The organism is Maribacter spongiae (genome assembly GCF_047345125.1).
Classification (GTDB): Bacteria; Bacteroidota; Bacteroidia; order Flavobacteriales; family Flavobacteriaceae; genus Maribacter.
In genome coordinates, this window is the sequence record NZ_JBLFEQ010000008.1 from 22,994 (window position 1) to 49,649 (window position 26,656).

At 39.7% G+C, this 26,656-nt stretch carries 23 protein-coding genes and 1 pseudogene; 18 read left to right on the top strand and 6 right to left on the bottom strand.

Features of this window, described 5'->3' with window-relative positions; all coding sequences use genetic code 11:
- The first annotated feature begins 18 nt into the window (after positions 1 to 18).
- From recR to ACKWB9_RS11925, 12 genes are all read left to right on the top strand, one after another.
- Positions 19 to 639: a recombination mediator RecR gene (gene recR, locus ACKWB9_RS11870; RefSeq protein ID WP_414003359.1), complete on the top strand. Its 621-nt coding sequence runs from the start codon at positions 19 to 21 to the stop codon at positions 637 to 639.
- Between the two features lie 91 nt (positions 640 to 730).
- Positions 731 to 2,062, top strand: a complete 1,332-nt coding sequence (locus ACKWB9_RS11875; protein ID WP_414003237.1) for a dihydrolipoamide acetyltransferase family protein — start codon at positions 731 to 733, stop codon at positions 2,060 to 2,062.
- 83 nt (positions 2,063 to 2,145) lie between these two features.
- Complete coding sequence (locus ACKWB9_RS11880; protein WP_414003238.1) at positions 2,146 to 3,405, top strand: DUF481 domain-containing protein; 1,260 nt, start codon at positions 2,146 to 2,148, stop codon at positions 3,403 to 3,405.
- Positions 3,406 to 3,482: 77 nt separating this feature from the next.
- Positions 3,483 to 4,259, top strand: coding sequence for a 3'-5' exonuclease (locus ACKWB9_RS11885; protein WP_414003239.1), 777 nt, complete (start codon positions 3,483 to 3,485; stop codon positions 4,257 to 4,259).
- 17 nt (positions 4,260 to 4,276) lie between these two features.
- Positions 4,277 to 4,888, top strand: coding sequence for a fumarylacetoacetate hydrolase family protein (locus tag ACKWB9_RS11890; protein WP_414003240.1), 612 nt, complete (start codon positions 4,277 to 4,279; stop codon positions 4,886 to 4,888).
- Entirely contained in the window at positions 4,888 to 5,226 is a 339-nt protein-coding gene (locus ACKWB9_RS11895; RefSeq protein ID WP_414003241.1) for an Hpt domain-containing protein, read from the top strand. The genes ACKWB9_RS11890 and ACKWB9_RS11895 overlap by 1 nt, the downstream gene beginning before the upstream one ends.
- The gene (locus ACKWB9_RS11900; protein ID WP_414003242.1) at positions 5,226 to 6,473 is read left to right on the top strand and encodes a competence/damage-inducible protein A; all 1,248 of its coding nucleotides are present in this window, start codon (positions 5,226 to 5,228) and stop codon (positions 6,471 to 6,473) included. The genes ACKWB9_RS11895 and ACKWB9_RS11900 overlap by 1 nt, the downstream gene beginning before the upstream one ends.
- A 68-nt stretch (positions 6,474 to 6,541) precedes the next feature.
- Positions 6,542 to 6,778: a 50S ribosomal protein L28 gene (rpmB, locus tag ACKWB9_RS11905; RefSeq protein ID WP_414003243.1), complete on the top strand. Its 237-nt coding sequence runs from the start codon at positions 6,542 to 6,544 to the stop codon at positions 6,776 to 6,778.
- Positions 6,779 to 6,798: 20 nt separating this feature from the next.
- Entirely contained in the window at positions 6,799 to 6,981 is a 183-nt protein-coding gene (gene rpmG, locus ACKWB9_RS11910; protein ID WP_414003244.1) for a 50S ribosomal protein L33, read from the top strand.
- 40 nt (positions 6,982 to 7,021) lie between these two features.
- Entirely contained in the window at positions 7,022 to 7,174 is a 153-nt protein-coding gene (locus tag ACKWB9_RS11915) for a DUF4295 domain-containing protein (protein WP_414003245.1), read from the top strand.
- Between the two features lie 86 nt (positions 7,175 to 7,260).
- Positions 7,261 to 8,226 (top strand): signal recognition particle-docking protein FtsY, encoded by a 966-nt coding sequence (gene ftsY, locus ACKWB9_RS11920; protein ID WP_414003246.1) that lies wholly within the window; start codon positions 7,261 to 7,263, stop codon positions 8,224 to 8,226.
- Between the two features lie 157 nt (positions 8,227 to 8,383).
- Positions 8,384 to 10,060, top strand: a complete 1,677-nt coding sequence (locus tag ACKWB9_RS11925; protein ID WP_414003247.1) for an amidase family protein — start codon at positions 8,384 to 8,386, stop codon at positions 10,058 to 10,060.
- A 166-nt stretch (positions 10,061 to 10,226) separates the two neighbouring features.
- On the opposite strand, the pseudogene ACKWB9_RS11930 reads toward ACKWB9_RS11925, so the two are convergent.
- Positions 10,227 to 10,346: pseudogene (locus ACKWB9_RS11930) on the bottom strand (IS110 family transposase); the annotation flags it as partial.
- 153 nt (positions 10,347 to 10,499) lie between these two features.
- Here ACKWB9_RS11930 and ACKWB9_RS11935 point away from each other — a divergent pair.
- The 3 genes from ACKWB9_RS11935 to rimO all read left to right on the top strand — a co-directional run bounded on the left by ACKWB9_RS11935 (position 10,500) and on the right by rimO (position 13,706).
- Positions 10,500 to 10,709, top strand: a complete 210-nt coding sequence (locus ACKWB9_RS11935; protein WP_414003248.1) for a hypothetical protein — start codon at positions 10,500 to 10,502, stop codon at positions 10,707 to 10,709.
- 164 nt (positions 10,710 to 10,873) lie between these two features.
- Complete coding sequence (locus ACKWB9_RS11940; protein ID WP_414003249.1) at positions 10,874 to 12,208, top strand: sulfatase family protein; 1,335 nt, start codon at positions 10,874 to 10,876, stop codon at positions 12,206 to 12,208.
- A 196-nt stretch (positions 12,209 to 12,404) separates the two neighbouring features.
- Complete coding sequence (gene rimO, locus ACKWB9_RS11945; protein ID WP_414003250.1) at positions 12,405 to 13,706, top strand: 30S ribosomal protein S12 methylthiotransferase RimO; 1,302 nt, start codon at positions 12,405 to 12,407, stop codon at positions 13,704 to 13,706.
- On the opposite strand, the gene ACKWB9_RS11950 is transcribed toward rimO, so the two are convergent.
- The 3 genes from ACKWB9_RS11950 to ACKWB9_RS11960 form a co-directional block, all read right to left on the bottom strand.
- Positions 13,703 to 14,929: a DUF3999 domain-containing protein gene (locus tag ACKWB9_RS11950; protein WP_414003251.1), complete on the bottom strand. Its 1,227-nt coding sequence runs from the start codon at positions 14,927 to 14,929 to the stop codon at positions 13,703 to 13,705. The two genes, rimO and ACKWB9_RS11950, sit on opposite strands and share 4 nt — an antisense overlap.
- On the bottom strand, positions 14,919 to 17,279 hold the full coding sequence (locus tag ACKWB9_RS11955) for a DUF2339 domain-containing protein (protein ID WP_414003252.1): 2,361 nt from the start codon (positions 17,277 to 17,279) through the stop codon (positions 14,919 to 14,921). Before ACKWB9_RS11955 ends, ACKWB9_RS11950 begins: the two co-directional genes overlap by 11 nt.
- 135 nt (positions 17,280 to 17,414) lie before the next feature.
- On the bottom strand, positions 17,415 to 19,865 hold the full coding sequence (locus ACKWB9_RS11960) for a M14 metallopeptidase family protein (protein ID WP_414003253.1): 2,451 nt from the start codon (positions 19,863 to 19,865) through the stop codon (positions 17,415 to 17,417).
- A 171-nt stretch (positions 19,866 to 20,036) separates the two neighbouring features.
- On the opposite strand from ACKWB9_RS11960, the gene bshC reads away from it, so the two are divergent.
- Entirely contained in the window at positions 20,037 to 21,641 is a 1,605-nt protein-coding gene (gene bshC, locus ACKWB9_RS11965) for a bacillithiol biosynthesis cysteine-adding enzyme BshC (RefSeq protein ID WP_414003254.1), read from the top strand.
- A 243-nt stretch (positions 21,642 to 21,884) separates the two neighbouring features.
- A complete protein-coding gene (locus ACKWB9_RS11970) occupies positions 21,885 to 23,255 on the top strand; it encodes a pyridoxal phosphate-dependent decarboxylase family protein (protein WP_414003255.1) in 1,371 nt (456 codons plus the stop codon).
- Between the two features lie 42 nt (positions 23,256 to 23,297).
- On the opposite strand, the gene ACKWB9_RS11975 is transcribed toward ACKWB9_RS11970, so the two are convergent.
- Both ACKWB9_RS11975 and ACKWB9_RS11980 read right to left on the bottom strand, forming a co-directional pair.
- Complete coding sequence (locus tag ACKWB9_RS11975) at positions 23,298 to 23,843, bottom strand: pyridoxamine 5'-phosphate oxidase family protein (RefSeq protein ID WP_414003256.1); 546 nt, start codon at positions 23,841 to 23,843, stop codon at positions 23,298 to 23,300.
- Positions 23,844 to 24,319: 476 nt separating this feature from the next.
- A complete protein-coding gene (locus tag ACKWB9_RS11980; protein WP_414003257.1) occupies positions 24,320 to 25,045 on the bottom strand; it encodes an SIMPL domain-containing protein in 726 nt (241 codons plus the stop codon).
- A 77-nt stretch (positions 25,046 to 25,122) separates the two neighbouring features.
- Between ACKWB9_RS11980 and guaA the strand changes: the two genes are divergently transcribed.
- Positions 25,123 to 26,655: a glutamine-hydrolyzing GMP synthase gene (gene guaA / locus ACKWB9_RS11985; protein ID WP_414003258.1), complete on the top strand. Its 1,533-nt coding sequence runs from the start codon at positions 25,123 to 25,125 to the stop codon at positions 26,653 to 26,655.
- Position 26,656: the final 1 nt, after the last annotated feature.

The following is a 26,656-nucleotide window of genomic DNA, read 5'->3' on the forward strand; positions in this document are numbered from 1 at the left end:
ATCCCCAAACGATGCTGGATGGATTTTTCTTCAAAATTATTGGAAAATGCGGTCTATGAAATGTCCCAATTACCGGGCATTGGTAAACGTACCGCACTCCGTTTGGTTTTACACCTCTTAAAGCGACCGGAGACACAATCCGAACAATTGTCCGATGCGATCCTAAAATTAAGGAGTACGGTCAGGTATTGTGAAAATTGCCATAATATCTCGGATACCCCCATTTGTGAAATTTGTGCCAATCCAAAAAGGGATGCCACATTGGTCTGTGTGGTAGAGGATATAAGGGATGTCATGGCGATCGAGAATACAGGGCAGTTTAGAGGTCTGTACCATGTATTGGGAGGCAAGATTTCTCCAATGGAAGGTATTGGTCCACAAGATTTAAATATTACCTCTCTGATCACTAAGATGAAACAGGGCAAAATAAAGGAACTTATCTTTGCGTTAAGTTCTACCATGGAAGGAGATACCACCAATTTCTATATCTATAGGCAAATAGAGAATTTGGAGGTGCGGACATCTACCATTGCTAGAGGAATAGCCGTAGGTGATGAACTGGAATATGCAGACGAGGTAACGCTAGGTAGAAGTATCTTGAACAGGGTGCCTTTTGAAGGTTCCTTGAAATCGGATTAAGGAATGTAAAAATATCACAAAATCAATAAATAGGGGTATATTTTATTATTTTTACAAAAAATATAACGTATTACAGCTTTAGATTATTAATATGTCAAAATTTGAATTAAAACTGCCTCGTATGGGAGAGAGTGTGGCAGAAGCTACATTAACCTCTTGGCTTAAAGAAGTTGGGGATACCATAGAAATGGACGAGGCTATTTTTGAGATAGCTACGGATAAAGTGGATAGTGAAGTTCCCAGTGAAGTAGACGGGATTCTGATCGAAAAGCTTTTTAATGTGGACGACGTAATTAAGGTAGGGGATACCGTTGCTATAATTCAAACAGACAAAGAAGACCAAGTAAACATGGAAGAAGTGTCCATGGCTACTACAGATGAACCATTGGAAGAAGAGATGATAGCTGCTGCCGAGACCATTCTGAAAGATGCCGGGGAAACAATTACGGTTCCAGTTACCGATCACGGTGGTTCGGAACGTTTTTATTCTCCTTTGGTGAAAAATATTGCCCGGGAGGAAAGAATCTCGATAGAGGAATTGGAAGCCCTGAACGGAACCGGTAAAGAGGGTAGGGTTACCAAAAACGATATTTTGAGCTATGTGGAAAATCGGGCTAAAAACGGCGAAGTAAAACCTGAAAAAACCGTTGTTGAACCACAGGTAAAAAACCGGGCAACCGAAAAACAAACGGATATTCCTACTAAAGTAGCACATGGTGACGAAGTTATCGCGATGTCCAGAATGGGCAAGCTTATCGCCAAGCATATGACAGATAGTATTTCCACTTCTGCCCATGTACAGAGTTTTATTGAGGTGGATGTGACCAATATTGTTAATTGGCGCAATAAAATGAAGGATACCTTTCAAAAACAAGAAGGGGAAAAACTGACCTTTACGCCCATTTTTATGGAAGCGGTCGCCAAAGCATTGAAGAAATACCCTATGATGAACATTTCCGTAAACGGGGATAGTGTTATTAAGAAAAAGAACATTAATATAGGTATGGCGGCGGCACTTCCCGATGGCAATCTTATTGTTCCTGTAATTAAAAATGCAGATCAGCTGAATTTGGTAGGTATGGCCAAGGTGGTCAATGATTTGGCAAAACGTTCCAGGGATAATGCCTTAAAGCCGGATGAGGTTCAGGACGGGACCTATACGGTTACCAATGTAGGTACCTTTGGAAGCGTATTTGGCACGCCTATTATAAACCAGCCGCAGGTGGGGATTTTGGCATTGGGAGCTATAAGGAAGATACCGGCCGTGATCGAGACCAAAGAAGGGGATTTCATCGGCATCCGTAGCAAAATGTACTTATCTCATAGTTATGACCACAGGGTGGTCAACGGTGCCTTGGGCAGTATGTTCGCCAAAGCCGTAGCGGATTATCTGGAAGCCTGGGATATTGATAGGGAAATTTAGGATTTTCATATACGGGTCCATTTTCTCGATTTCTTGGTTAGGTGTATCTTTAGGATTTTAATAATTTATCGATCCATCAAAACATGTATGTTCCTTCCTTTTCAAAACAAGGCTTTTGGTTATTGTTTGCAGGCTTATTTGCTTTACCCCTTACTTCCCAACAACCATCTATAGGTGAGAAAAAAGAACCTTTAAAACTTTTTGTGGAATGCAATTGTGAAAGGAATTACATCCGTCAGGAAATAGATTATGTAAACCATGTTCGAGACCAATCTTTGGCCAATGTACAATTGTTTATATATGATGTAGCCAATGGTAGTGGGGGGAGAACCTATATGTTGGAGTTTAAGGGGGCCAGGGATTATGAGGCTATCTATGGAAAACTACAATATGAAACCTCTGTCAATATGACTTCTGACGAGGTTAGAAAAGGGTTGGTCAAAAAAATAAGATCGGGCTTGTTAAGATATGTCATGGAATCCGATTTGGTGGAGGATATTACCTATACGGTCAAAAAGGACAATACAAATAAAATTCGGGATATTGATTTTGATGACCCCTGGAACAATTGGATTTTTGAAATTTATGGAGAGGCGGAACTGGACAAAGAATCAAGCAGAAGGGAGTTTGAATATGAAGTTGGGTTTGAAAGTGATCGAGTAACCGAAAAATGGCGTATACGGGCGGATTTGGAAATGAATCAGGCCAGGAGCCAGTTTGAGAGGGATGACGAGACATTCAAGAGCGAACGATTACGATATTCCCTAGATGCCAGTATTGTGAGGAGCTTATCCGATCATTGGTCGGTAGGCATATTTGTAGGGGGAAGGCATAATTCATTCACCAATTTGGATTTTTCCACTTTTATACGTCCGGCAATCGAATATAATATATTTCCCTACAAAGAAGTATTGAGAAGGGAAATCGTATTTGCCTACCGTATAGGGTATTTTTATAATGATTATATAGACACCACTATTTTTGGGCAAAATAGCGAGGGAATATTTGATCACTCTATGGATATTCAATTGCGGTATCGACAACCTTGGGGAAATGTCTATGCCAGGTTAAGGGGATCTACATTCTTGGAGGATCTCAATAAAAATAGGATTCAGCTTTTTGGAAGATTATCCGTTCGTATTTTCAAGGGATTGGCCACCACTTTTTCGGGGAATTTTGAGGGTATTCGGGATCAGATAAGTTTACCGGCAGGAGACGCATCCATTGAAGATGTGCTGTTACAGCAAAAACAAATTGCGACCAATTTTGAACTTGGTTTTCGGGTGGGGCTTAGTTATACCTTTGGTTCCGCATTTAACAATATTATCAATAACAGGCTTTAGATTTTCCGGGAGAAAATATTTTAAAATTAAATTTTGGAAAGGTATCGTAAGGACTATCTTTGTGAAAAGTCCCAAAAATGGAATTAAAACTCACTCGACCTATTTGTTTTTTCGACCTTGAGACCACAGGTACCAATGTGGCCAAAGACCGCATTGTTGAAATCTCTATTTTAAAGGTTTTTCCCAACGGAAACAAGGAAAGCAGGACATGGTTGGTGAATCCGGAAATGAACATTCCGGATGAAGTAATTGCCGTGCATGGCATTTCCAATGAAAAAGTTGCCAATGAACCTACCTTTGGGCAATTGTCCAAGGAGATTTATAAGATGATAAAGGATAGTGATTTGGGCGGGTTTAATTCGGATAGGTTCGATATTCCTTTGTTGGCCGAGGAAATGCTGCGGGCAGACATTGATTTTGATATGAAAAATGCAGTCTCCGTAGATGTACAGAACATTTTTCATAAAATGGAGAAAAGGACCCTGGCGGCGGCCTATAAGTTTTATTGTGGCAAAGAACTCACGGATGCCCATAGTGCGGAGGCAGATACCTTGGCGACTTATGAAGTTTTGCTTTCGCAATTGGACCGTTATCCAGAATTGGAAAATAACATTAAAAAACTGTCCGAGTTCTCAAGGAGGAAACGATCTGTTGATTTTGCAGGGTTCATAGCCCTTAACGAGGAAGGGGAAGAGATTTTTGCCTTTGGAAAGCATAAGGGCCAGAAAGTACACGATGTATTGGAACGGGAACCAGGGTATTTTGGATGGATTCTGAATGCGGATTTTCCACTGTATACCAAAAAAATATTGACACAAATAAAACTGAGCAAGCTCAATAATAAGCTCGGTTAGTATTTTATTCAAAATTTATGAAGCTTATTTGTATTGGTAGAAACTATACCGACCACATTGCGGAACTCAAAAATGAAAGACCGGTAGAACCGGTCGTTTTTATAAAACCGGATTCTGCCGTGCTTCCCAAGCAACAGGATTTTTACATTCCAGAATTTTCCAGTGATGTGCATTACGAGGTCGAGGTTTTGGTCAAGATAAAAAAAGTAGGAAAGCATATTTCGGAAGAATTTGCACCCACTTATTATGATGAAATAAGCTTGGGCATAGATTTTACCGCAAGGGATTTACAATCTGCATTAAAGGAAAAAGGACTTCCTTGGGAAAAGGCCAAGGGGTTTGATGGTGCCGCGGTCATAGGCAAATGGTTGCCCAAACATAAATTCGAGGACTTGAACAACATCGATTTTGACCTGAAAAAGAACGATGAGGTCGTGCAGGCCGGGAATACTTCTTTGATGCTATGGAAAATAGACGAGATAATAAGCTATGTTTCCAGGTTCTTTATGTTGAAAAAAGGAGATGTAATTTTTACGGGAACTCCTGCCGGTGTTGGCAAAGTAAGTGCAAATGATTATCTTTCCGGGAGTTTGGAAAATGAGGAGATTTTTACGGTAAAAATAAAATAATGATTTATAGTCTGGATAAAATAAATGAAATGGCGGAAGGAGATGAGGATTTTATAAATTCCGTTATCTCTGTTTTTCTAGAAGAAGTTCCTGTAGACTTGGAAGCTTTGGAAGTTGCCTTGATAGATAAAAATTACGATCAGGTGTATAAGTTGGCCCATAAAATAAAGCCCAATGTGGATTTGCTAGGAATGGAACAAACACGTGCGGTGGCTTTGGAAATGGAGACTTTAGGTAAAAATGAGGCCAATATGGAGGATATTGAAAAACTCTTTCCTGCCTTAAAAACAGATATTCATCAGGTCGTAGCCGAGTTGAAAAAGGATTTTAGCCTCTAATGCTTGCGGAAATTATTACCATTGGCGATGAAATCCTCATCGGTCAAATCGTAGATACCAATTCCGCCTTTATTTCCAAAGAGTTGAATAAAATAGGCGTTTCCGTCTATCAGATTACTTCCGTTCAAGATAATAGGGAGCATATTATGGAGGCGTTGTCAAATGCCAGGTCCAAGGTGGATCTGGTTATTGTGACCGGCGGTTTGGGACCTACGAAAGACGATATTACCAAACATACCATTTGCGAGTTCTTTCAGGATAAATTGGTGGAGGACCAAAACGTACTGGATCATATTGAAACGCTTTTTGCCAAACATTTATCCACTCCAATTTCAGATTTGAACAGAAAACAGGCTTGGGTGCCCAGCAAGGCCAAGGTATTGCACAATGAATTTGGAACGGCCCCTGGAATGTGGTTTCATGAAGAGGGTACTACCTTCATTTCCCTTCCCGGAGTGCCTTTTGAAATGAAAAATTTGATGGTCGATCAGGTTCTCCCAAAAGTAATCGAGTTATATAAGCGCCCGCATATCGTTCATAAGACGATTATTACCTATGGTTTGGGAGAAAGTGCCATTGCCCAAAAGATTGAGGAATGGGAAGATAACCTGCCGCCTTTTATAAAGTTGGCATATTTGCCCAATTTGGGAAAAGTACGCTTAAGGTTAACCGCAAAGGGGGAGGACCACAAGAAATTAGTAGATGCAATAGAGGAAGAATTTCAAAAATTGATTCCGTTGATAGGTGAGATTATCTATGGAACGGAGGATGAAGAAACTTTAGAGGAAGTAGTGGCCAAATTATTGACGGAAAAAGGAATGTCCCTGGCGACCGCCGAAAGTTTTACGGGAGGGAGGATTGCCAAGTCCATAACGGCTATTCCCGGAGCTTCGACCTATTTTAAAGGGAGTGTCGTGGGCTATGCTACAGAAGTTAAGGTCAATGTGCTCAGCGTTCAAGAATCTTTGGTAACGGAGCATTCCGTGGTCAGTAAAGAGGTGGCCATGGCCATGGCGGAAGGGGCGCAAAAGCTCATGAACGCAGATTTTGCCATTGCCACTACAGGCAATGCCGGACCCGCAAAAGGCGATTCGGATGCGGATATTGGAACCGTCTTTATAGCTATTGCATCACCCGAAGCTGTTTTTGCACATGGATTCCACATGGGAAATCATCGGGAGAGAATAGTGCAAAAGTCTGTAAATAAAGCGTTTGAACTGCTTAGGAAAGAAATTTTAAAAATGTGAAGTAGATTGTTGCCCGAAAGATAAAAATGATATAAATTTGCACCCTGTTTAAAGAAAAATTCGGCACAATGTCTAAAGTTTGTGAAATTACGGGAAAGAAGGCCATGACAGGGAACAATGTATCCTTCTCTATCAATAAGACCAAAAGAAGATTTAACGTAAATCTTTCCAAGAAAAGGTTTTACATTCCAGAAGAAGATCGTTGGATTACTTTGAAAGTTTCTACTCGAGCTTTGAAAAGTATCAACAAAAAAGGTATTTATGCCGTATTGAAAGAGGCAAAAGCTCAAGGATTCATAAAGTAATCTGGAAAAATTAGCGTAAGATGGCAAAGAAAGGTAATAGAATTCAAGTAATTTTAGAATGTACCGAACACAAAGAGTCGGGGCAATCTGGAACTTCCAGATACATTACTACCAAGAATAAGAAGAATACTCCGGAAAGGATGGAATTGAAAAAATTCAATCCTATCCTGAAGAGAATGACCGTTCATAAAGAGATTAAATAAGGTTTCCGTTCGTACGGGAACAATAATAAAATAATTAGTCATGGCAAAGAAGACCGTAGCGAGTTTACAGACAAGCTCCAAAAGATTGACAAAAGCTATAAAAATGGTTAAATCACCAAAATCGGGTGCTTATGTTTTTGTAGAATCCGTAATGCCACCAGAAATGGTAAACGAGTGGATTGCCAAAAAATAAGACTTTTTAACTAAAGAAGTTATTGAGCCCCTTTCCTACGAAAGGGGCTTTTTAATTTTTATATTTGAGCAACTATTAAAATAAGAATGGGTTTATTTAAAAAGATTTTTTCATCGGAGAAAAAAGAGACCTTGGATAAGGGCTTGGAAAAGACCAAAACCAGTTTCTTTTCCAAGTTGGGAAAGGCTGTTGCAGGCAAATCCAAAGTAGATGATGATGTTTTGGATAATTTGGAAGAAGTTTTGGTAACTTCGGATGTGGGGGTAGAAACTACCTTGAAAATTATTGACCGTATCGAGGCCAGGGTGTCCAGGGATAAATATATGGGTACGGATGAACTGAACGGAATCCTGCGCGAGGAAATTGCCGGATTGCTATCGGAAACCCATGTAGGGGAAGCAACACGGGTACAGGTCCCCAAAGATATAAGACCCTATGTTATCATGGTAGTGGGCGTTAACGGTGTGGGCAAAACAACTACCATTGGTAAATTGGCACATCAATTTAAGGCTCAGGGATTAAAAGTCGTGTTGGGTGCGGCAGATACGTTTAGGGCAGCGGCCATAGACCAATTGCAGGTTTGGGCGGATAGGGTAGATGTTCCTATCGTAAAGCAACAAATGGGCAGTGATCCCGCTTCAGTGGCTTTTGATACGCTCAGTTCGGCAGTAACACAAGATGCAGATGTTGTTATTATAGATACGGCCGGCCGTTTGCACAACAAAGTCAATTTAATGAACGAACTGACCAAAGTAAAAAGGGTCATGCAGAAAGTCGTGGAGGACACACCACATGAAGTATTATTGGTATTGGACGGCTCAACGGGGCAAAATGCCTTTGAGCAGGCCAAACAGTTTACCAAGGCCACGGAAGTTACGGCCTTGGCAGTGACCAAACTGGACGGTACGGCCAAGGGTGGTGTAGTGATAGGCATTTCGGACCAATTTCAGATTCCGGTCAAATATATTGGAGTAGGGGAAGGAATAGAGGATCTTCAAGTCTTTAATAAGTACGAATTTGTGGATTCGTTTTTTACGATTAAAGGTCAATAGTGCGTTTATTTAGAACTATATCGTTTTTCAAGATCGTTTTTCATTTCCCCAATAATCCTGATAAAAGGAATGTCAGGATCATATTAAGAAAATAAATCGCCCCTTTTATAGGGCTACGATTATATTTTAAGGTATAAGGTGGAAAAAATAAACATTTATGAAAAAGCTCATCATTTTATTTGCAATACCCCTGTTGTTTTCATGCAATACCCAAAAAGAACAGGTTAAAAAACAAGAAGTTGTACTGTGGGAACGGTACAACGATTCCCTTGAAGTGGTGGCAAACGCAGACCATGAGAAGGAACGGATGCGTTACAAGCTTATCCAATCTAAAGTATTGGATAAAAATGCTGTTTTCTTACCCTTATACGATGAGGTATATAAAATAACGGAAGAAACGTACAATGTCTTGAGACCTTTGGTGTTGGAAAAGGATATCTATGCGCTTGGATCCCTTATTGAAGAAGGTAAGTTGACCTATGAAAACCTGGTCCTCTTTTATCTATACCGTATTTATAAGTATGAACTGGACAATACCACCACCTTGAACACGGTAATCGCCTTAAATAAGGATGTGGTAGAACAGGCAAGGACATTGGACAACTTAAAGAAAACAGGTAGAACACCAGGGGTAAAACATCCTATTTACGGTATGCCCATTTTGTTGAAGGACAACATTAATACGATGGGAATGAATACCACGGCCGGCAGTATTGCGTTAGCTGAAAATGAAACGGGGGATTCGTTCATCGTAAAACAACTTAAAAAGAACGGAGCCCTTATTTTGGGTAAGGTCAATTTAAGCGAATGGGCCTACTTTCTGTGTTCGGGATGCCCGGTAGGATACAGTGCCTATGGCGGACAAACATTAAACCCTTACGGAAGGCGTGTTTTTGAGACGGGAGGTTCCAGTTCCGGCAGTGGAACGTCCGTTGCGGCTAATTATGCCGTTGCGGCGGTAGGTACGGAGACTTCAGGTTCTATTTTATCACCGAGCAGTCAAAACTCGGTAGTAGGCCTAAAACCTACGATCGGTTTATTGGGCCGTTCCGGTATCGTTCCCATTTCCAGTACTTTGGATACCCCGGGCCCCATGACCAAAAATGTTGTGGATAATGCCATACTGCTGTCCGCAATGATCGGGAAGGATGAGGATGATTCGGCTTCGGTAGCGTTTAAAGGTGCCTATATGTCCGTTCCGTTAACAAATGCTTCTTTAAAAGGGAAACGTTTTGGTGTTTTTGCTTCACTTATGGAAAGTGATTCCATATATAGGGAAACCATTCTTGATATAAAGAATTTAGGTGCCGAAATCATTGAATTTACCCCTCCAGAAGTTAAAATGGACGGTTTTTTGAGTATCCTGAATATCGATATGAAAAATGATCTGCCCGAGTACTTGGAAAAATGTACGGATCCCAAAAAGGTAAGCATACGATCTATTGCGGATGTGGTGGACTTTAATAACTTGGATTCCCTGATCCGCATTCCCTATGGGCAAGCCCTGTTTGAAGGCATTTTGGCAGATACGACCACCACAGAGGGTCTAGAAGGGATAAAGACCAGCTTGGAAAAAAACGGACGTACCTTCTTTGATACGGTCATGGACAAATATAAATTGGATGCCGTTTTATCCATTAACAATTACCACGCGGGCTATGCCGCCGTGGCCAAATACCCCGCTTTGACCGTTCCCATGGGGTATAAAAATACGGGAGAACCCGTTGGTTTGACTTTTATTGGAAAGCAATTTACAGAAGCACATTTATTGCATTTGGGATCGGCCTATGAAAAGGCGTTTCCCAATAGAAAAATGCCGGAAGGGTATCAATAAAATAGGAATATAGATACTAGTACCTATATACGATTGCTGACTATAATTTTGAAATAGATAATGTGAATTAAAATTACGATATGGGAAACGGAATGATTATATGTACAGTTATTGAGGGAGTAAAAAACTATAGCCAACAAAGAACTGAATTAAAAAACAAATCCTTTTAAGTTAATCTCGACACGTGGTTTTCATCATAGGGCAGTCCTGATTTCGTAATTACAAATGTTTGTTTCAACAGTTTGTTCGCTACCGCTATTAAAGCCAATTTTTTGCTTTTTCCTTTTCAGCAGCTCGGTTTGAAGGGAAGCTTACAAAACCACATTAGAAAGTTGTTTAGCCGAAACCGTTAATTTAATATAAAGACTTGGATAGCATAGAAGAACAAATACATAATATTGACCTCAAGATGTTGGATTGTCGGCATAAACTGGAGCGAATGAAAAAACGTATTCCATGGGGAATTTTGGGAGGGATTGCATTCGTATTTATATTTCCTTTTCTTCCGGGGCGTCGTGGAAGGAGACCTATGATAGAGAGTTGGGAATATCATAATGTCGTAATATTTAGTGCAATCCTATATGTTATTGTTTATCCCATTGGATACGTCATAGGGAAAAATAAAATAGAAAAAAGATTGAGGAATTAAAACTCAAAAAACATCTGATAGGAAAAGAGTTTGATCTTAGTGGAAAAAAGCAATATAAAAAATAATAGTTATCATTAAAAACCCTGTTCTAATTCACTTAAGTTATAAGAACACGTACTATACTCCGCAAATTATCACCGATCCATAACCCAAAAAAGAAAACTATGCAGATTAAGCGAAAATCAATAATACTACTTACCGGAATGTTTTTGCTTTTTGGTTTTACCGCCTGTAAAAACAAGGAAAACAATACTAAAGTCAGCCCCAATGTCATTATCTTTTTTACGGATGATCAAGGGTATGCGGATTTGAGCAGTTATGGAGCGGAAGGGTTTGAGACGCCACATTTGGATCAATTGGCCGCCGATGGTATAAAATTCACCAATTTTTATGTTCCTGCCCCGGTCTGTACACCATCCAGGGCAGGGCTTTTGACCGGACGTTATCCTAAAAGGAGCAATCTTCACGAACGCGTGCTTTTTCCTTATTCGGATACGGGACTTTCAACAGAAGAATATACGATGGCGGAAATGCTAAAAGAAAGTGGTTATGTGACTTCTTGTATCGGTAAATGGCATTTGGGACATAAAGAGGAGTTTATGCCCAACAATCATGGGTTCGATGAGTTTTACGGCGTACCATATTCAAATGATATGGACAGTTATTATTACGAGGATAAGGATTACCAATCGCCGCCATTGCCGTTTTATCGGAACAAGGAATTATTGGAGAGCGGGCCTGATCAGCAATTTCTGACCAAAAGATATACAGAAGAGACAATTCGTCAGATAAAGAACAGGGGAGATAAACCTTTCTTTCTTTATTTGGCCCATAATATGCCCCACAGGCCATTACATGCTTCATCCAAATTTAAAGGAAAAAGTAAAAAAGGACTGTATGGCGATGTTATTATGGAATTGGATTGGAGTGCCGGTGAAATAATAAAAACGTTAAAGGAAGAAGGGATTTACGGGAATACCATTTTTATTTTCACTTCGGATAATGGTCCCAGGGTCGGTTCGGCAAAACCTTTAAGGGGTAAAAAGGCCCAAACGTGGGAAGGTGGCCAGCGTGTTCCCGGAATTATAACCTGGCCCGATAAGGTTCCGGCAGGAATTGTAAGCGATGGTTTTCTGAGCACGTTGGACTTATTTCCTACCCTTGCGAAAATTGCAAAAGCAAAATTGCCCGATAATCTGATAATGGACGGAAAAGATATAAGTGAATTCCTATTATCACCAGAATCTATAAAGTTACCGGAACGCCCGTTCTATTATTTTTCAAGAAGCGGTGAAATAGAGGCTGTTCGATTGGGAAAATGGAAACTCCATACGAAAAAGACAATAGGATGGAATACCGATTTAAATGGTATTTTTCCTATTTCACTTTATAATCTGGAGCTTGATATTTCAGAAAAAAATAACGTAGCCGATCAATTTCCGGAGATTGTTAAGGAGTTGATGATTATGATGGATGAATTTGAAAAAAAGATAGAATAGAAGATGGGTACTATAATTTCTTTTTCTTGATCGGATAAAAGGGAGAAATAGATTTGATTTTTTTAGTTTAATAAGTCTATATACCCCTAAAAATTGTTTATGTGTATTCTTGTTCATCGAATAACACGTGTAAAAAACCTCCAATTGTCATTTACTTGCCCTACCTTATTGTATTTTTGCGGCCTATAAGAATACTATGCGGACAAAATCACTTAAAAAGAACAAAATCAATGTAGTAACCTTGGGTTGTAGTAAAAATATCTACGATTCCGAAGTGCTTATGGGGCAATTGCGTGCCAATGATAAAGAGGTGGTACACGAGGAGGAAGGCAATGTTGTAGTCATCAATACCTGTGGTTTTATTGCCAATGCCAAACAGGAAAGTATAAATACGATATTGGGGTATGTGGAAAAGAAAGAAGCTGGAACGGTAGACAAGGTTTTTGTTACAGGATGTTTAAGTGAGCGTTATAAACCGGACCTGCAAAAAGAAATTCCCAATGTAGATGAATACTTTGGTACCAGTGAGCTTCCTAATCTGTTAAAGGCCCTGGGTGCGGACTATAAACATGAATTGATCGGGGAGCGGTTAACCGTTACACCCAAAAACTATGCATATTTAAAGATTGCGGAAGGCTGTGATAGACCCTGCTCTTTTTGTGCCATTCCCTTAATGCGGGGAAAGCATAAAAGCAAACCCATAGAAGAACTCGTTACGGAAGCGGAAAAACTTGCGGCAAAAGGAGTAAAAGAATTGATTCTAATAGCACAGGACTTAACGTATTATGGCCTGGATCTATACAAAAAAAGGAACCTGGCCGAATTGCTCCGGGCCTTGGTAAAAGTGGATGGTATTGAGTGGATCCGATTGCACTATGCTTTTCCTACCGGTTTTCCTATGGAAGTATTGAAGGTGATGAAACAAGAACCGAAAATTTGTAATTATCTGGATATTCCATTACAGCATATTTCGGACCGTATCTTAAAAAGTATGCGTAGAGGTACCACACAGGCCAAAACCACTGAGCTATTGCAGGATTTTAGAGCGGCGGTTCCCGAAATGACCATACGGACTACATTAATAGTGGGTTACCCCGGGGAAACCCAAGAAGATTTTCAGACCTTGAAAAACTGGGTGGCCGAGATGCGGTTTGAACGCTTGGGCTGTTTTACATATAGCCATGAAGAAAATACACATGCCTATACGCTAATAGATGACGTGCCGGAGGAGGTAAAGCAGGAACGGGCCAATGAAATCATGGAGTTGCAGTCCCAGATTTCCTGGGAGCTCAACCAGCAAAAGATAGATAAGGTTTTCCGATGTATCATAGATAGAAAAGAAGGCAATTATTTTATTGGACGCACTGAATATGATTCCCCCGATGTTGATAACGAGGTACTGATAGATGCCACAAAACACTACGTGAAACAAGGAGAGTTCGTTAATGTCAAAATCACCGGAGCCGAAGATTTCGACCTCTATGGAACCCCGGTTTAATCCGTATTCTTTTGTTGCATCATTTTTAGGGTAAATCCGCCCAATATCAGAATAACAATGCCCATGACCACCCAAAGGTAAATCTGATCCTCAAAAAGAGTAGATGTTGGGGATGTCGGTTTTTTGGGAATTACCTGTTCCATCCCCAGGTTCACTGACGTTACATTTTGGGGAATATGCGAACGGGTTTTAGAAATATCGTATTTTGGAGCATCGGCATCGGCATTTCCATAGACCAAATAATAAATGGCAGGTTCTGAGAAACGGGCAATAAGTGCATATTCAAACCCCTTTATCTTTATGCCCTTTATTTTTAAAGGCCGGTTGTCATGATCTGTAATGATTACCCTTAGTTTTTGCGCCAATACAGGGTTAAACTGAAATGGATTGTTTTCCAGCGAACTCAAAATACCCCGTGTAAGATTGCGATAGGTATATTTCCATCCCTTTTGGGTTTCCGTACTGTCCGATACATATTGAATGACGATAGACCGATAATAATCTATGGCATCGGAAATATTTAATTGGAGCGAACTTATGGCAATGCGATTTTTTAAATTGACATCTACGATCGTTTTTTTGTTTTCTTCGGATAACTTAAAGTTCCTTATGGTATGGTCCTGATAGGTCGGTTTAATCGAGTCCGTCAAAAATATATCGGCCGAATCCAATAACGGTCGGATATCGCTTTGTACCCATATGCGATAAAAACTGTAATTGGCAGTGGGGAATTTGAGTTTTGTAAAATTATAATCCGTTTCGGCACTGGTTATGGCCAATATACGATAATCATCAAGCAGGGTAAACCATTCTTTTTGGTCATGGCTTCCTTCCAGAACAACCCTCCAATCAAAATTTTGATTGTGAAACCTTAAGTTAATTTCATTGATTGATCGGTTTTCAACGGCCTTATAGGTAAAATAATGACCCTTTGCATTAAAACCTGTATTCATCAATTTAAAATTGACTTTTTGTCCGGTCTTCCGGCCTTTTGAAATTTTTAGGATATACGGTGCCTCAATAGTATCTTTTTCCGTTATCCCATAAATTCTAATATCCGATAGATTTTGGGAAACTTCCTGGAAAACGGTGTTTGGCAAGTTTATTTTATGCCATGTTTCCGAAACTCCTTGGAGTTCCATTTTTTTACTATAGGCCCCTAACTGCCCAAACAGCCCTACATAAAAAAATAACGATCCTAAAAGGAAAAGACTATTTTTCATTTTCATCACCAATGATGTCTTTATACTTATTGTAAAGGAAGGATATGATCAATAATAAAACGCCTAAGGATACAAAAACAATAGTTTTGAAAATGGTATCGAGAGATGCAATATCATAGAAAAAGAGTTTTATCAAGGTTGTGCCAAACAATGCTATAGCGGCCACGCGCAGGTATTTTTTCTTTTTCCAAATGCCCAGGGCAATCAATAAAAGAGCATATGTTCCCCAAAGGATACTCAACCCGAGCCTATATACCTGTTTGGTACCTGCAATATCCATCCAATGTAACAATTCACTGCTGGCCACCCACAGGATAATCGTATGAACGATCAATTCAAAGGGAATTTTGAAGTTGATTTCCATGAAAGGTCGCCTAATGAGCCTGTAAACGACATATAAAAGAAAGGCAAAGAAAGTCAGGGCAATATACCGGATACCTATGTGGAAGAATCCAATGGTAAAATATTCGGACAATATCTGATTTAAATAATTTTCCCTGAGCTCACTAAGCGTATAAAGTCCGTTTGTTAAGAATAAGACAGTCAAAAATAGACTTAAGATCAAAGTAACGATTCCCAACACCCTATTTTTATGTTTTTTGATGTTAATCCATGTTAAAATACCCAAAAACAGAAACGAATAGTTGAACAACCAAATAGTGGAAAAATCCTTTAGATCATAGTTGAACCGGGGGTTGGAAAAATCATTGGCGTTTGTAATTTCTACTTTGGATGCATGGAAAAGCGTATCCCAATAATACCCTATTTCCACATAAAAGGAAGCATACAGGGTAACGAGAAATATTGCCGGAATTCCAATGGACATTATTTGGGAAATAGAGGTTTTCCGTTCACTATTATATACGGCGTTGACCCAGTTGATAAATCCGAAAGCAAGGGAGCAGCACAATGAGGTCAATAGCATAATATTAAAAAAGGGTTTCATGCTGTCATTCCCTTTTGCCGTTCCAAGACCATCATAGCCTAAGAGCCAGTCATGGGCAAGACTAAAAAAAGCCAAGAATATCATGGGGTAGGACAAATGTTCATACGTGGAAACCTTCTTGCTACGACCGATCCAAAATAAAAGTGCCGCTTCCAATGCCCATAATAATGTGACCCAATTTCCATCCAATTGTACTGGAATGGCAATGGTAATGAAGGTCAATACCAAACCGGAAATCAAGAAAAATAAATTGCGGTCGGCCAGTTTTCTTTTGTAGATGATAAGGCTCACCATAAAATGAATAAAGGCGTTGGCCAACGTAAAAAGGCCCAATAATTCCTTTCCGGTCTCGTGATGGTTTAAAAGACCGTAACCCAGACCATAGAAAATAAAGGAATTAAGCAACACCATAAAAACATCCGATGTTTTAAACTTCTCATTTTTTAATAATTTATAGGATAGGAATGTGATATAAAAGAGGACGAAAAAGACGGATATGACACAAAAAGCCAATAAAAAGTGAATCTCCCGTTCATAGGAGACCATTGCCCAACTTAAGTAAATAAGCCATGTAAATATAAAGGAAACAAGGTATAAAGGCTTCCAATATCTTTTAAAGGAGATGACCAATATTCCAATATTTATCACGGTCATGTATCCAAACAAGATTAAGGCGTTACCAGAATCGTTACTCAATAGAAAGGGAATCGCATAGGCACCCACAAGGCCAAGATGGGCAATGATCTGTCTGTTGTAGTTTAATGAGGCCACTACACCAAAAACGGTAAAGAGCAACATGGCCCCAAAAGTTAAGGTTTGGGGGAACAGGGCATAAAAGCTATAGGCCGCAAAAGTGATAAAATACATAATGGCCAGGGCCCCGCCTACCAGAACAGCACTGTAGTTTTCATATTTGGCCTTTAATTTAATGCCGAAGCCTATGAGCCCTAAACCAATGAGGTAACCTATAACAATTCTGGTCAATGGACCTATCAGGTTATTTTCTATGGAATATTTTGCACCGATAAAAACACCGATAATCGTAATAAGGATACCGACTTTATTGATGAGGTTTTCGCCGATGAATTTTTCCCAATTGGATTTTCTTTTGGGAAAGGCCCGAGATCGGTCAAATTTTGTATTGACATTGGTTACGGGGTTCAATTCCTGACCGATTTTGGCTATAGTTTTTTGGTTTTTTGGAGTATGGGTTTCGGGAATATCGTTCAGTGTTTCTTTTTGGTCCCCGGATGATTTTTCCTCAAGTCTTCCCTTGTTGCTTTGCTTTATTCGCTCAATATCCTTTTTGAGATGATTTATTTCAAGGCCAAAGTCCTGCTGCTTTTTGAGCAAGAGTTCCAGTCGTTCCAGGAGCTTGGATATTTCTTTTTGATTTTCGGACATATATAACGGTTGTCTGTTTCCTTAAAGAAGGGCTAGAGGTATCAATATAAGTGTTTAACTCACAAGTTTGCCGGAAATATCGGGTTTTTTGTTCCAATGCCCCGTATGTATAAACGATGTAATCACATTTTTTAGTTAATTCACCATAAAGAGGGCATTGGCAAAGAAGAGTTTGCCATTTTCCCAGAAACCACGAAAAAGAGGATTGTCCACCATATAGATTACCTGACCTTTTCCCATACTTTCCATTCCAAAGATCAATGTTTCATCAATTTTTTTTCGAGCCTTGCTTCCCGCAAACCCGGAGACCGGAGTGTTGGCATTTTCACCAAGGTAAACGGCACTGCCCCCATCTAAATAACTATAGGCCCTATTGCCTATTTTTAAAGTGAAATAGGTGTCTCCATATCCATAGGCAAGGGGGTTGGTCGGGTCAACCGTGGCTTTGAAAATAGCACCGGTTATTTGGGATTTGATACGTTCGCGTTGAGAAGCATCAAAGGATTCCAGACCAATTGATGTATCCTTTTCTTCTTCCTTTTTTTTGATGTGAAAGGGCTCATCGGATGATAATCCGTCAATGGCACCGCCCATGGCGATTAATTTGCCGCCTTCGTTTATCCAGTCTTTGATATTGTTCAGTGTATTCTTCTTAAAAAAACTGGTATAGCTAGACCCATCGGGTAAAATCAATACGTCGTATTTTGATAGGTTTATCCCATTAAAATAACTCTCGTCCAATACGGCTATAGGGTAATTCAATTGTTGCTCAAAAAAATGCCAGATTTCCCCAAATCGCAAAGTGTTGGCAGGTTTTCCGGAAAGTGCGGCAATCTTGAGATTTGGGATCATGGCTACGGAGCTGGAGCCAAAATCTTTTCCGCTATCTACAAATCCCGTTTTTGCGTGAGTTAAAGGTTTCGAGAATTTTTCCGAAGCTTTTTCAAGAATATCGGTAAAATCATGCAAGTCCTTATTATCGGCACTTACGATGATCAAACTTCCCCTTTTGTAGGCTTTGCCGTCCATGACAAAAGGCATATTGGCATACCTTACCCTTACATTGTGCTGTAGTAATTCAGCAAGGAATTTGGCATCGTTCATACTGTTCCAATCGGTCAAATAGGCATAGCTCCCCGTTTTGACCGCTCCATATTCCTGAATATTATGCGGAATGTCATTTTTTGCAATGGTATTTTCAGAGGCTATGGCATTAAGGCCATAGGCATAAGGCAGGGACCATGCCGTTATATCATAGGTGACGGAATCACTCAATTTTGCTTTGGGTTCAAACAATACTTTTACTAAAGTACCCTTTGGCTGATCGGAAGAAACGATCATGCTTTCCTCCGTGATTTTCATGTTACCGATTTTTCCTGTTTTGTAGTCAAAACCTTTTGCGGATCCATTTTTTCCATATCCGAAGGCTATATCGTGCTGTATTAATAGATTTTCCAACGCACGCAACTTATCCCGATTGCCATTGAGTACATAGCTTTTGTATTTATAGTTTCTGTTCAGGTAGAATTTCTTGAATTCGGCATTTAGTTTTTCCGCATTATTATTGGCCACTTCAATTGTGGAGAGTCCCGTGGTATGGTGATGGGCAATGCGGTCTTTTAAAGTCAGGGTATCGCCAATACCCGTAATGACTCCTAACCCGGCCCTTCCGCTACCGCCTTGTTCATAGGTCATGCCAATGCTTCCATTGTAAGTGGGGTAGGTGTCCCCATAACTGGGGTATAATAGGTCAAATACTTCTTTTGTAAAATAAAACCAGCCGTTTTTATCAAAATATTTAGCATGGTTCTTTCCGATGGTTACCTGAAATTCACGTTGAAAATCGGTAATCACCTCATGAAAGGGTTCGGCCGCCGGAGCAAAATAATATGGATCGTCTACACCTTGCTCATGAAAATCCACATGTATATGGGGGAGCCATTTGTTAAACTGTTTCAATCGCTGTTGACTTTCTATTTGCGTTGACCAGGCCCAATCCCGATTCAAATCGAACATATAATGATTGCTTCTTCCGTTCCACCAACCTTCATAATGCTCTTTTGAGTTGGGATCAACATTATATTCGGCATTTTTATATTGATTGTACCAATTTACGTACCGATCCCTTCCATCCGGATTACTGCAGGGGTCTATAAGCACAATGGTATTTTCCAAATAAGTACTTTTAGAAGTCAAAAGTTCATAAATAGTCTGCATGGAAGCCTCGGTACCCACACTTTCATTTCCGTGTACATTATAGCTCAACCAAACGATGGATTTTTTTGCCCGACCCTCGCTCCTCATGTTTTTTAAATGTTCCAATCGGATGTTTTCCAGATTTTTGATATTCGATTTTGAAGAAATACAAGCAAGAAGAAGCGATCTGCGCTCATGGGTCCTGCCATATACTACCAGTTGCACCCTATCGGGTTCCTGTTGGGCCAAATATTCGTAATAATCTACCACCTCGTGGTGTCTGGAGAAGGCACTTCCCAGTTCATGACCCAAAAATTCCGATGGGGATTTGAGCTGCGCCGAAAGAAAAACAGGAAAGATAAAAAGCAGGGAACGTAAAACTTTTTTCATAAAAGACCTTTAAGACGAACAAACTCAAATCTACCAAATAATTACTAAAAATAGCTGGTGTACATTGAGCTTTTTGACGATTGTTTAAAAATTAAAAGGTAGTGTAATTAACGTATTTTTAGGAACTCTAAAATTCGAGAGTTTTATATTTACCCTCATTTTTACCGTAATATGGACATTGATTGTTTATCCTTTAGAAAGACCGGCTATTTTTCCGAATTAATATGTGACTATATTGAAGCGGACACCAAGGTAGCCTCTTTATATAATCGTTTTCCGGACATAAAAGGTTTTAAAGGACAGATAAAGGAAAAAGGGAACAACTTTTCACAAGAAAGTAGACAAATATTGAGTGCGGCGTTATTGGAACAATACAAAGGGTTTGAACCCAGTGAACCGACATTAAAAAATATTCGATTCCTTCAGGACAAAGACACTTTCACTATTGTTACCGGTCACCAGTTGAATCTTTTTACCGGCCCCTTATATTTTTTATATAAGATTATCTCTACCATTAACCTTACCCATGAATTAAAAAAAGAATTTCCCGATTACAATTTTGTACCCGTTTATTGGATGGCTACGGAAGATCATGATTTCGACGAAATCAATTATTTTAATTTTCAGGGAAAGAAGATCCAATGGAACATAAATGCCAGTGGTGCCGTAGGTCATCTAAAGACGGATGGTTTAGAGGATGTCCTTAAAATATTTTCCAATGCAATAGGTAATAGTAAGAATGCAAATGCCCTAAAAGACTTGTTCAAGGCAGCTTATCTTGACCATGATAATCTAACGGATGCCACACGATATTTGGCCGATAAACTATTTGGTAGTCATGGATTGGTTATTGTGGATGGAGATGATATTCAATTGAAGCGGCAGCTTGTTCCTTTTGTCAAACAGGACATATTAGATCAACCTGCATTTGAAGTGGTTTCGGAAACGGCGGAAAAAATTCGAGGGATTTCTTCGGAGTACAACATTCAGGTAAACCCTAGGGAAATTAATTATTTTTATTTGATTGAAGGGGTCCGGGAACGCATTGTGGAAAATAATGGAAGGTATGTTGTAAACAATACCCGAATTTCATTTTCAAAAGAAGAGTTGTTTGTGGAGTTGGAATCCCATCCGGAGCGGTTTTCCCCAAATGTTATTGCTAGGCCGTTATATCAAGAAATTGTCCTTCCCAATCTATGTTATATTGGAGGGGGAGGTGAAATAGCCTATTGGCTGGAGCTGAAATCCTTTTTTGAAGTGATGGGAATTCCTTTTCCCATATTGCTTTTACGAAACTCCGCTTTGGTCATTTCCGGGAAACAATCCGGTAAACTTGAACGAATGGATCTTTCCATAGAAGATCTGTTCCTGAAGCAGAATAGCCTGATCAATAAAAAAATCCGGGAAATATCCAATATAGATATTGATTTTTCACCTCAAAAAGAGCTGTTGGAGGAGCAGTTTAAAGGAATGTACGAGTTGGCGAAAAAGACGGATAAATCTTTTTTAAAGGCGGTAAAGGCACAAGAGGTCAAGCAAAAAAAAGGATTGGACAATTTGGAGAAACGACTTTTAAAGGCGCAAAAAAGAAAATTGAAAGATCATGTGATACGGCTTACCGGTGTTCAAAATGAGCTTTTCCCCGGAAAGTCCCTACAGGAAAGAAACCTCAATTTTTCGGAGCTCTATTTGGCCATGGGAGAGGAATTGGTTCCTACACTGATAAAGGCGCTACATCCATTTTCGTTGAATTTTACAATAGTGACTATTAGCTAACAACGGATGCGTTTTGAGAGTGTTTTTAAAAACGGTCAAAATTTGGATCAATGACCAAATAATCCCGATCGGGATTACGGCAATAAAGAAATAGATGTTTCTAGGAGCTGCCTAGCAGGGAACATTCCTTTGTTAAACCTAAATAATACCAGGAATAAGGAAAGCTAAAAAAACTTATAATTACATGATGAATTTCGAATAGGATAGGGAAAACTACTTTTGTGGATTTTAAATAAATCTTTCATGCATAATATAGACATAGAACTGGTTGAAATGACCCTGGATGTAATGAAATACGCAATTAACCGTATTACCAATACATCACCGGATATGGGACAACCTAAAAAAGAAGAAGAACTACGAAAAATCGTTGGGGATACCATTACGGCGGACGGGATCGGTGGAGAAAAGGCTTTTGAACTCTTTAAAGATGTTTTGGTAAAGGCAACGGTTCCCATTGATCATCCCAGGCATTTGGCCTTTGTGCCCGCAGCACCCACTAGAGCGGCCATAATGTTCGATTTGGTGACTTCCGCATCAAGTATCCATGGGGCTTATTGGATGGAAGGGGCCGGAGGTATTTTCTGTGAGAACGAAGCCATGAAATGGTTGGTTTCCTTGACCGGGCTACCCAAAGGGGCTTTTGGGGTATTTACCAGTGGTGGTACGGCCGCCAACCTTTCGGCAATGGTGACCGCACGGGAAAAATGGCGCAAACATCCCGGGAATATAAATAAAAGAGCCCTCGTAATCACTTCTTCCGGGGCACATTCATCAATAAAATCTATGGCCAAAGTAATCGATGCCGATATTGTTTTGGTAGAAACGGAAGACCTGATGACCAAGGAACTTTTAGAAGATAAAATTAAAAGTTTAAGTGCCGAGCAGCGAAAAAGACTTTTTTCCGTTGTTGCTACAGGAGGAACGACCAATGCCGGAATTATTGATGATCTATCCGGTATATCCGAAGTCTGTGAAAATGAAAATCTTTGGTTTCATGTAGATGCGGCATATGGTGGAGGAGCACTTGCGGCCAATACCGTCCGTCATCTGTTCAAAGGTATAGAAAAGGCGGATAGCATTACCATAGATCCCCATAAATGGCTGTTTTCCCCATACGATTGTGGCGCAGTTATTTATAAGGATCCCGAAGAAGCCAGGCAGGCCCATTCCCAAGAAGGTTCTTATCTAGAAATCTTCAAGGATGAAGGAGCGCATGGTTTTAACCCCTCGGATTACCAAATACAATTAACAAGAAGAATCAGGGGAATGCCTTTGTGGTTTTCATTGGCCATGTACGGTACCGATAAATATACATGGGCCGTTGAGAAGGGAATAGAACTTGCCAAATTGGCAGGGAAAATTATAAAGGAAAACCCAATCGTTGAATTGGTTAGAGAGCCTAGTTTATCCTGTGTATTGTTTAGGAGAAAAGGATGGGAGCCAAAAGATTATAGGGATTGGACCTATAGAAATCATCGCGAAGGATTTGCTCTTGTTACACCTACAAAATGGAAAAAAGAGACTGGTTATGAAACCATATCCAGATTTTGTTTTATAAATCCCGATACAACCGAACAGGATATCAATGCTATTTTAAAAACTATGGAATAGACGATTTGCAAAGAGGGAACACTCTTTGTGGATCAGCTATAATTATGGAACAAGAAATTCCCCGTTCCATTTATTTTTTTCATTTGAAAATCTGATCCGCACATGGTCGGTTTTTTTTAATTTGAGATATTCTATCTTAAAAGGTTGTATCTCTATCATGCAGAAATAATTTTTGTCGTTTAAATATGTGACATGATCAGGGTCGTTTATCGCATTTCCGGGTGCAATTGTTGTTGTGTAGTCTTTTCTGTTGTTCGGTTGAACTTCATGCCAGTATTTTTTTAACAGATTTTCATCGGCAATAATATGGGCTTTCCCTTCTATTTTTAATTGTAGTAATTTTTTAGGATGAAAAAATAAAAGGCTCACCTTATTATTTTCCTTGATATGCGTTATTTTTTTTGAACGCTTGTCCGTATAGAAGATAAGTTTTAGGTCTTTGGAAACATAACGGAGAACCACGGTCCTAAGTCTTGCCAAATTATCCATACCCGTTGTCGCCAACGTAAAATATCTAAAGGGATGCCCTTTTTCTACTACGGATTTCTGTAGTTCCTTATTCAGTTCTTGCCAAAAAACAGGGGTCATTTCAAGTGCTTTTCTATAAAATTATAAAAAAATATAATGAACAGGGTAGGGTTTTTGAGCCTTTAGTTGTTCTATAGGTAAATTGCTATGAAGAAGATTTAAGGTACTTCTTTAAATGATTCATGCTTAGGTTGGTTTTTGATTTTGATTAAAAAAGCTCGGGGTGGTTTCCGGGCTTTCTTTTTTTTTGAAAAAAAGTTATATCCTTTTGTAAGGAAAAGGAAAGTACTACGTCTTAATCATTGAATACAAATTGCTATGAAAAAGAATTATGGATATAATTCTTAAGATTGTATTCGTTTGGTTGGTTGAATGGAAAGCCCGGTTGATTCCCGGGCTTTTTTTTGGAATATATATTACGTTTTTCTTCGCTTCTAATTTTATTTCCGGATAAATATATTTGTAGGAATTAATTTAATAAACTAATTACCAGTGAAATGTGTTTTATTATTTAAATGAAAAAATAAAGCACTATTTTATTTCACCTTATAGTCCAATCGCATGGTAATGGATGCCGTTTTGTTTTTTGATGTGGTGTTATACGCTCCTCCCCAAGAATAATTTTCCCCGGAATTTTGACCGGTTATTTGAAATACGCCCATTTTGGCGGAAACCAGATTGCCTAATCCACTACCGGAATTTTCGGCGATTTTTTCTGCCCTGATTCTCGCATCTTCCGTTGCCTTGGATATCATTTCTATTTTTAGGTCCGCTAATTTTGTATAATAATATCTGGGAGGGGAAGAATTAAATTGGACCCCTTTATTTAAAAGTTCCGTTATTTCTCGCGATACTTCTTCTATCAACAGAACTTTTGGGGATTCTATTTTAACGGATTGGGTCAGTTGATATCCTCTGAAAGTGCTGCCCACGTAGTTTCCGTTTTCATATTTGTTATCCCTTAATTCGCTGGTCTGAACACTATTGAAGATAATATTGTTTTCCTGGATCCCTTTGGAAACCAGATATTTTTTCACAATATCCTTATCATTGTTCAATCGTTCAAAAGCAGACCGTAAAACAGTATTGTTCGTTGAAAATTGCCCTTCCCAGACAATAAGGTCGGAAGTGAAATTTTCATTTCCTAAGCCGGTAACCGAAATTATTTGAGCCGGGTTGGCTCTTTTTACATAGGCGTTTCCTAAAAAATAGGCCGCAATTACTATTGCCGTCCCAAAAATAATCGCTGTAACGTGCTTCATGGATTTTGTTTTTAAGCTAGATAATAAATATACCAAAAAGATACTTTTTCAGAACGGTCAAATTACTATTTTTGCCCATGCAAAATAACGTCCTTATTCTCGATTTCGGTTCACAGTACACACAACTCATCGCCAGAAGGGTTCGTGAACTGAATATTTTCTGTGAAATAAAACCATATAATAAACTTCCTGAAGATTTATCCGGCTATAAGGCGGTTATTCTGTCCGGATCGCCCTACTCGGTCAGGGCCGAAGATGCCCCTCAAGTGGACCTGTCCCAAATTCGGGGAAAGAAACCGCTGCTAGGGGTATGCTATGGAGCTCAATACTTGGCCTATTTTAATGGGGGAAATGTAGAGGCTTCCAATACCCGGGAATACGGCAGGGCCAACTTGTCTTATGTAAAGGCCGAGGAACCGTTTTTTGCCAATGTATCAAAAGGAAGTCAGGTGTGGATGAGTCATGCGGATACTATAAAGGCATTGCCGGACAATTCAGAATGTTTGGCCAGTACCCATGATGTGGAATATGCGGCCTATAAATTCAAGGACGAAGATACCTATTGTATCCAGTTTCATCCAGAGGTATATCACAGTACGGACGGGAAACAAATACTTGAGAACTTTTTAGTGGATATTGCCGGAGTAGGGCAGACCTGGACACCTAATGCCTTTGTAGAAACAACGGTAACCGACCTGAAAGGACAAATTGGTACGGAAAAGGTAATTCTGGGACTGTCGGGAGGGGTGGATTCTACGGTTGCCGCCGTTCTATTGCATAAGGCCATTGGTAAAAACCTGCATTGTATTTTTGTAAACAACGGTTTGTTGCGTAAAAACGAATTTTCCGATGTACTCCAGCAGTATGAGGGGATGGGACTAAATGTAAAAGGGGTGGATGCTTCGGCACGCTTTTTGGATGCTTTGGCCGGTGAGAGCGACCCCGAAAAGAAACGAAAAATAATCGGACGGGTATTTATTGAGGTGTTTGATGACGAAGCCCATAAAGTGGAAGATGCCAAATGGTTGGCACAGGGCACTATCTATCCGGATGTGATAGAATCGGTTTCCGCAACAGGGGGGCCATCGGCTACCATCAAAAGCCATCATAATGTAGGGGGATTGCCCGATTTTATGAAATTAAAGGTAATAGAACCCTTAAAAATGTTGTTTAAGGATGAGGTAAGAAGGGTAGGTGCCAGTATGGAGATAGATGATGAGCGCTTGGGAAGGCATCCTTTTCCGGGGCCAGGTCTGGCCATTCGTATTTTGGGGGACATTACCGCGGAAAAGGTGGCGATTTTGCAAGAGGTAGATGCCATATTTATTAATGGATTGCAGGAATGGGGACTTTATGATAAAGTTTGGCAGGCCGGGGCCATGCTTTTGCCCGTAAATAGTGTAGGGGTTATGGGAGATGAACGGACATATGAAAAATGCGTAGCTTTAAGAGCGGTAGAAAGTACGGATGGTATGACTGCGGATTGGGTGAATTTACCTTATGAATTTTTGCAGAAGACCTCCAATGACATTATCAATAAAGTAAGAGGGGTAAATAGGGTAGTCTATGACATTAGTTCCAAACCCCCGGCTACTATAGAATGGGAATAAT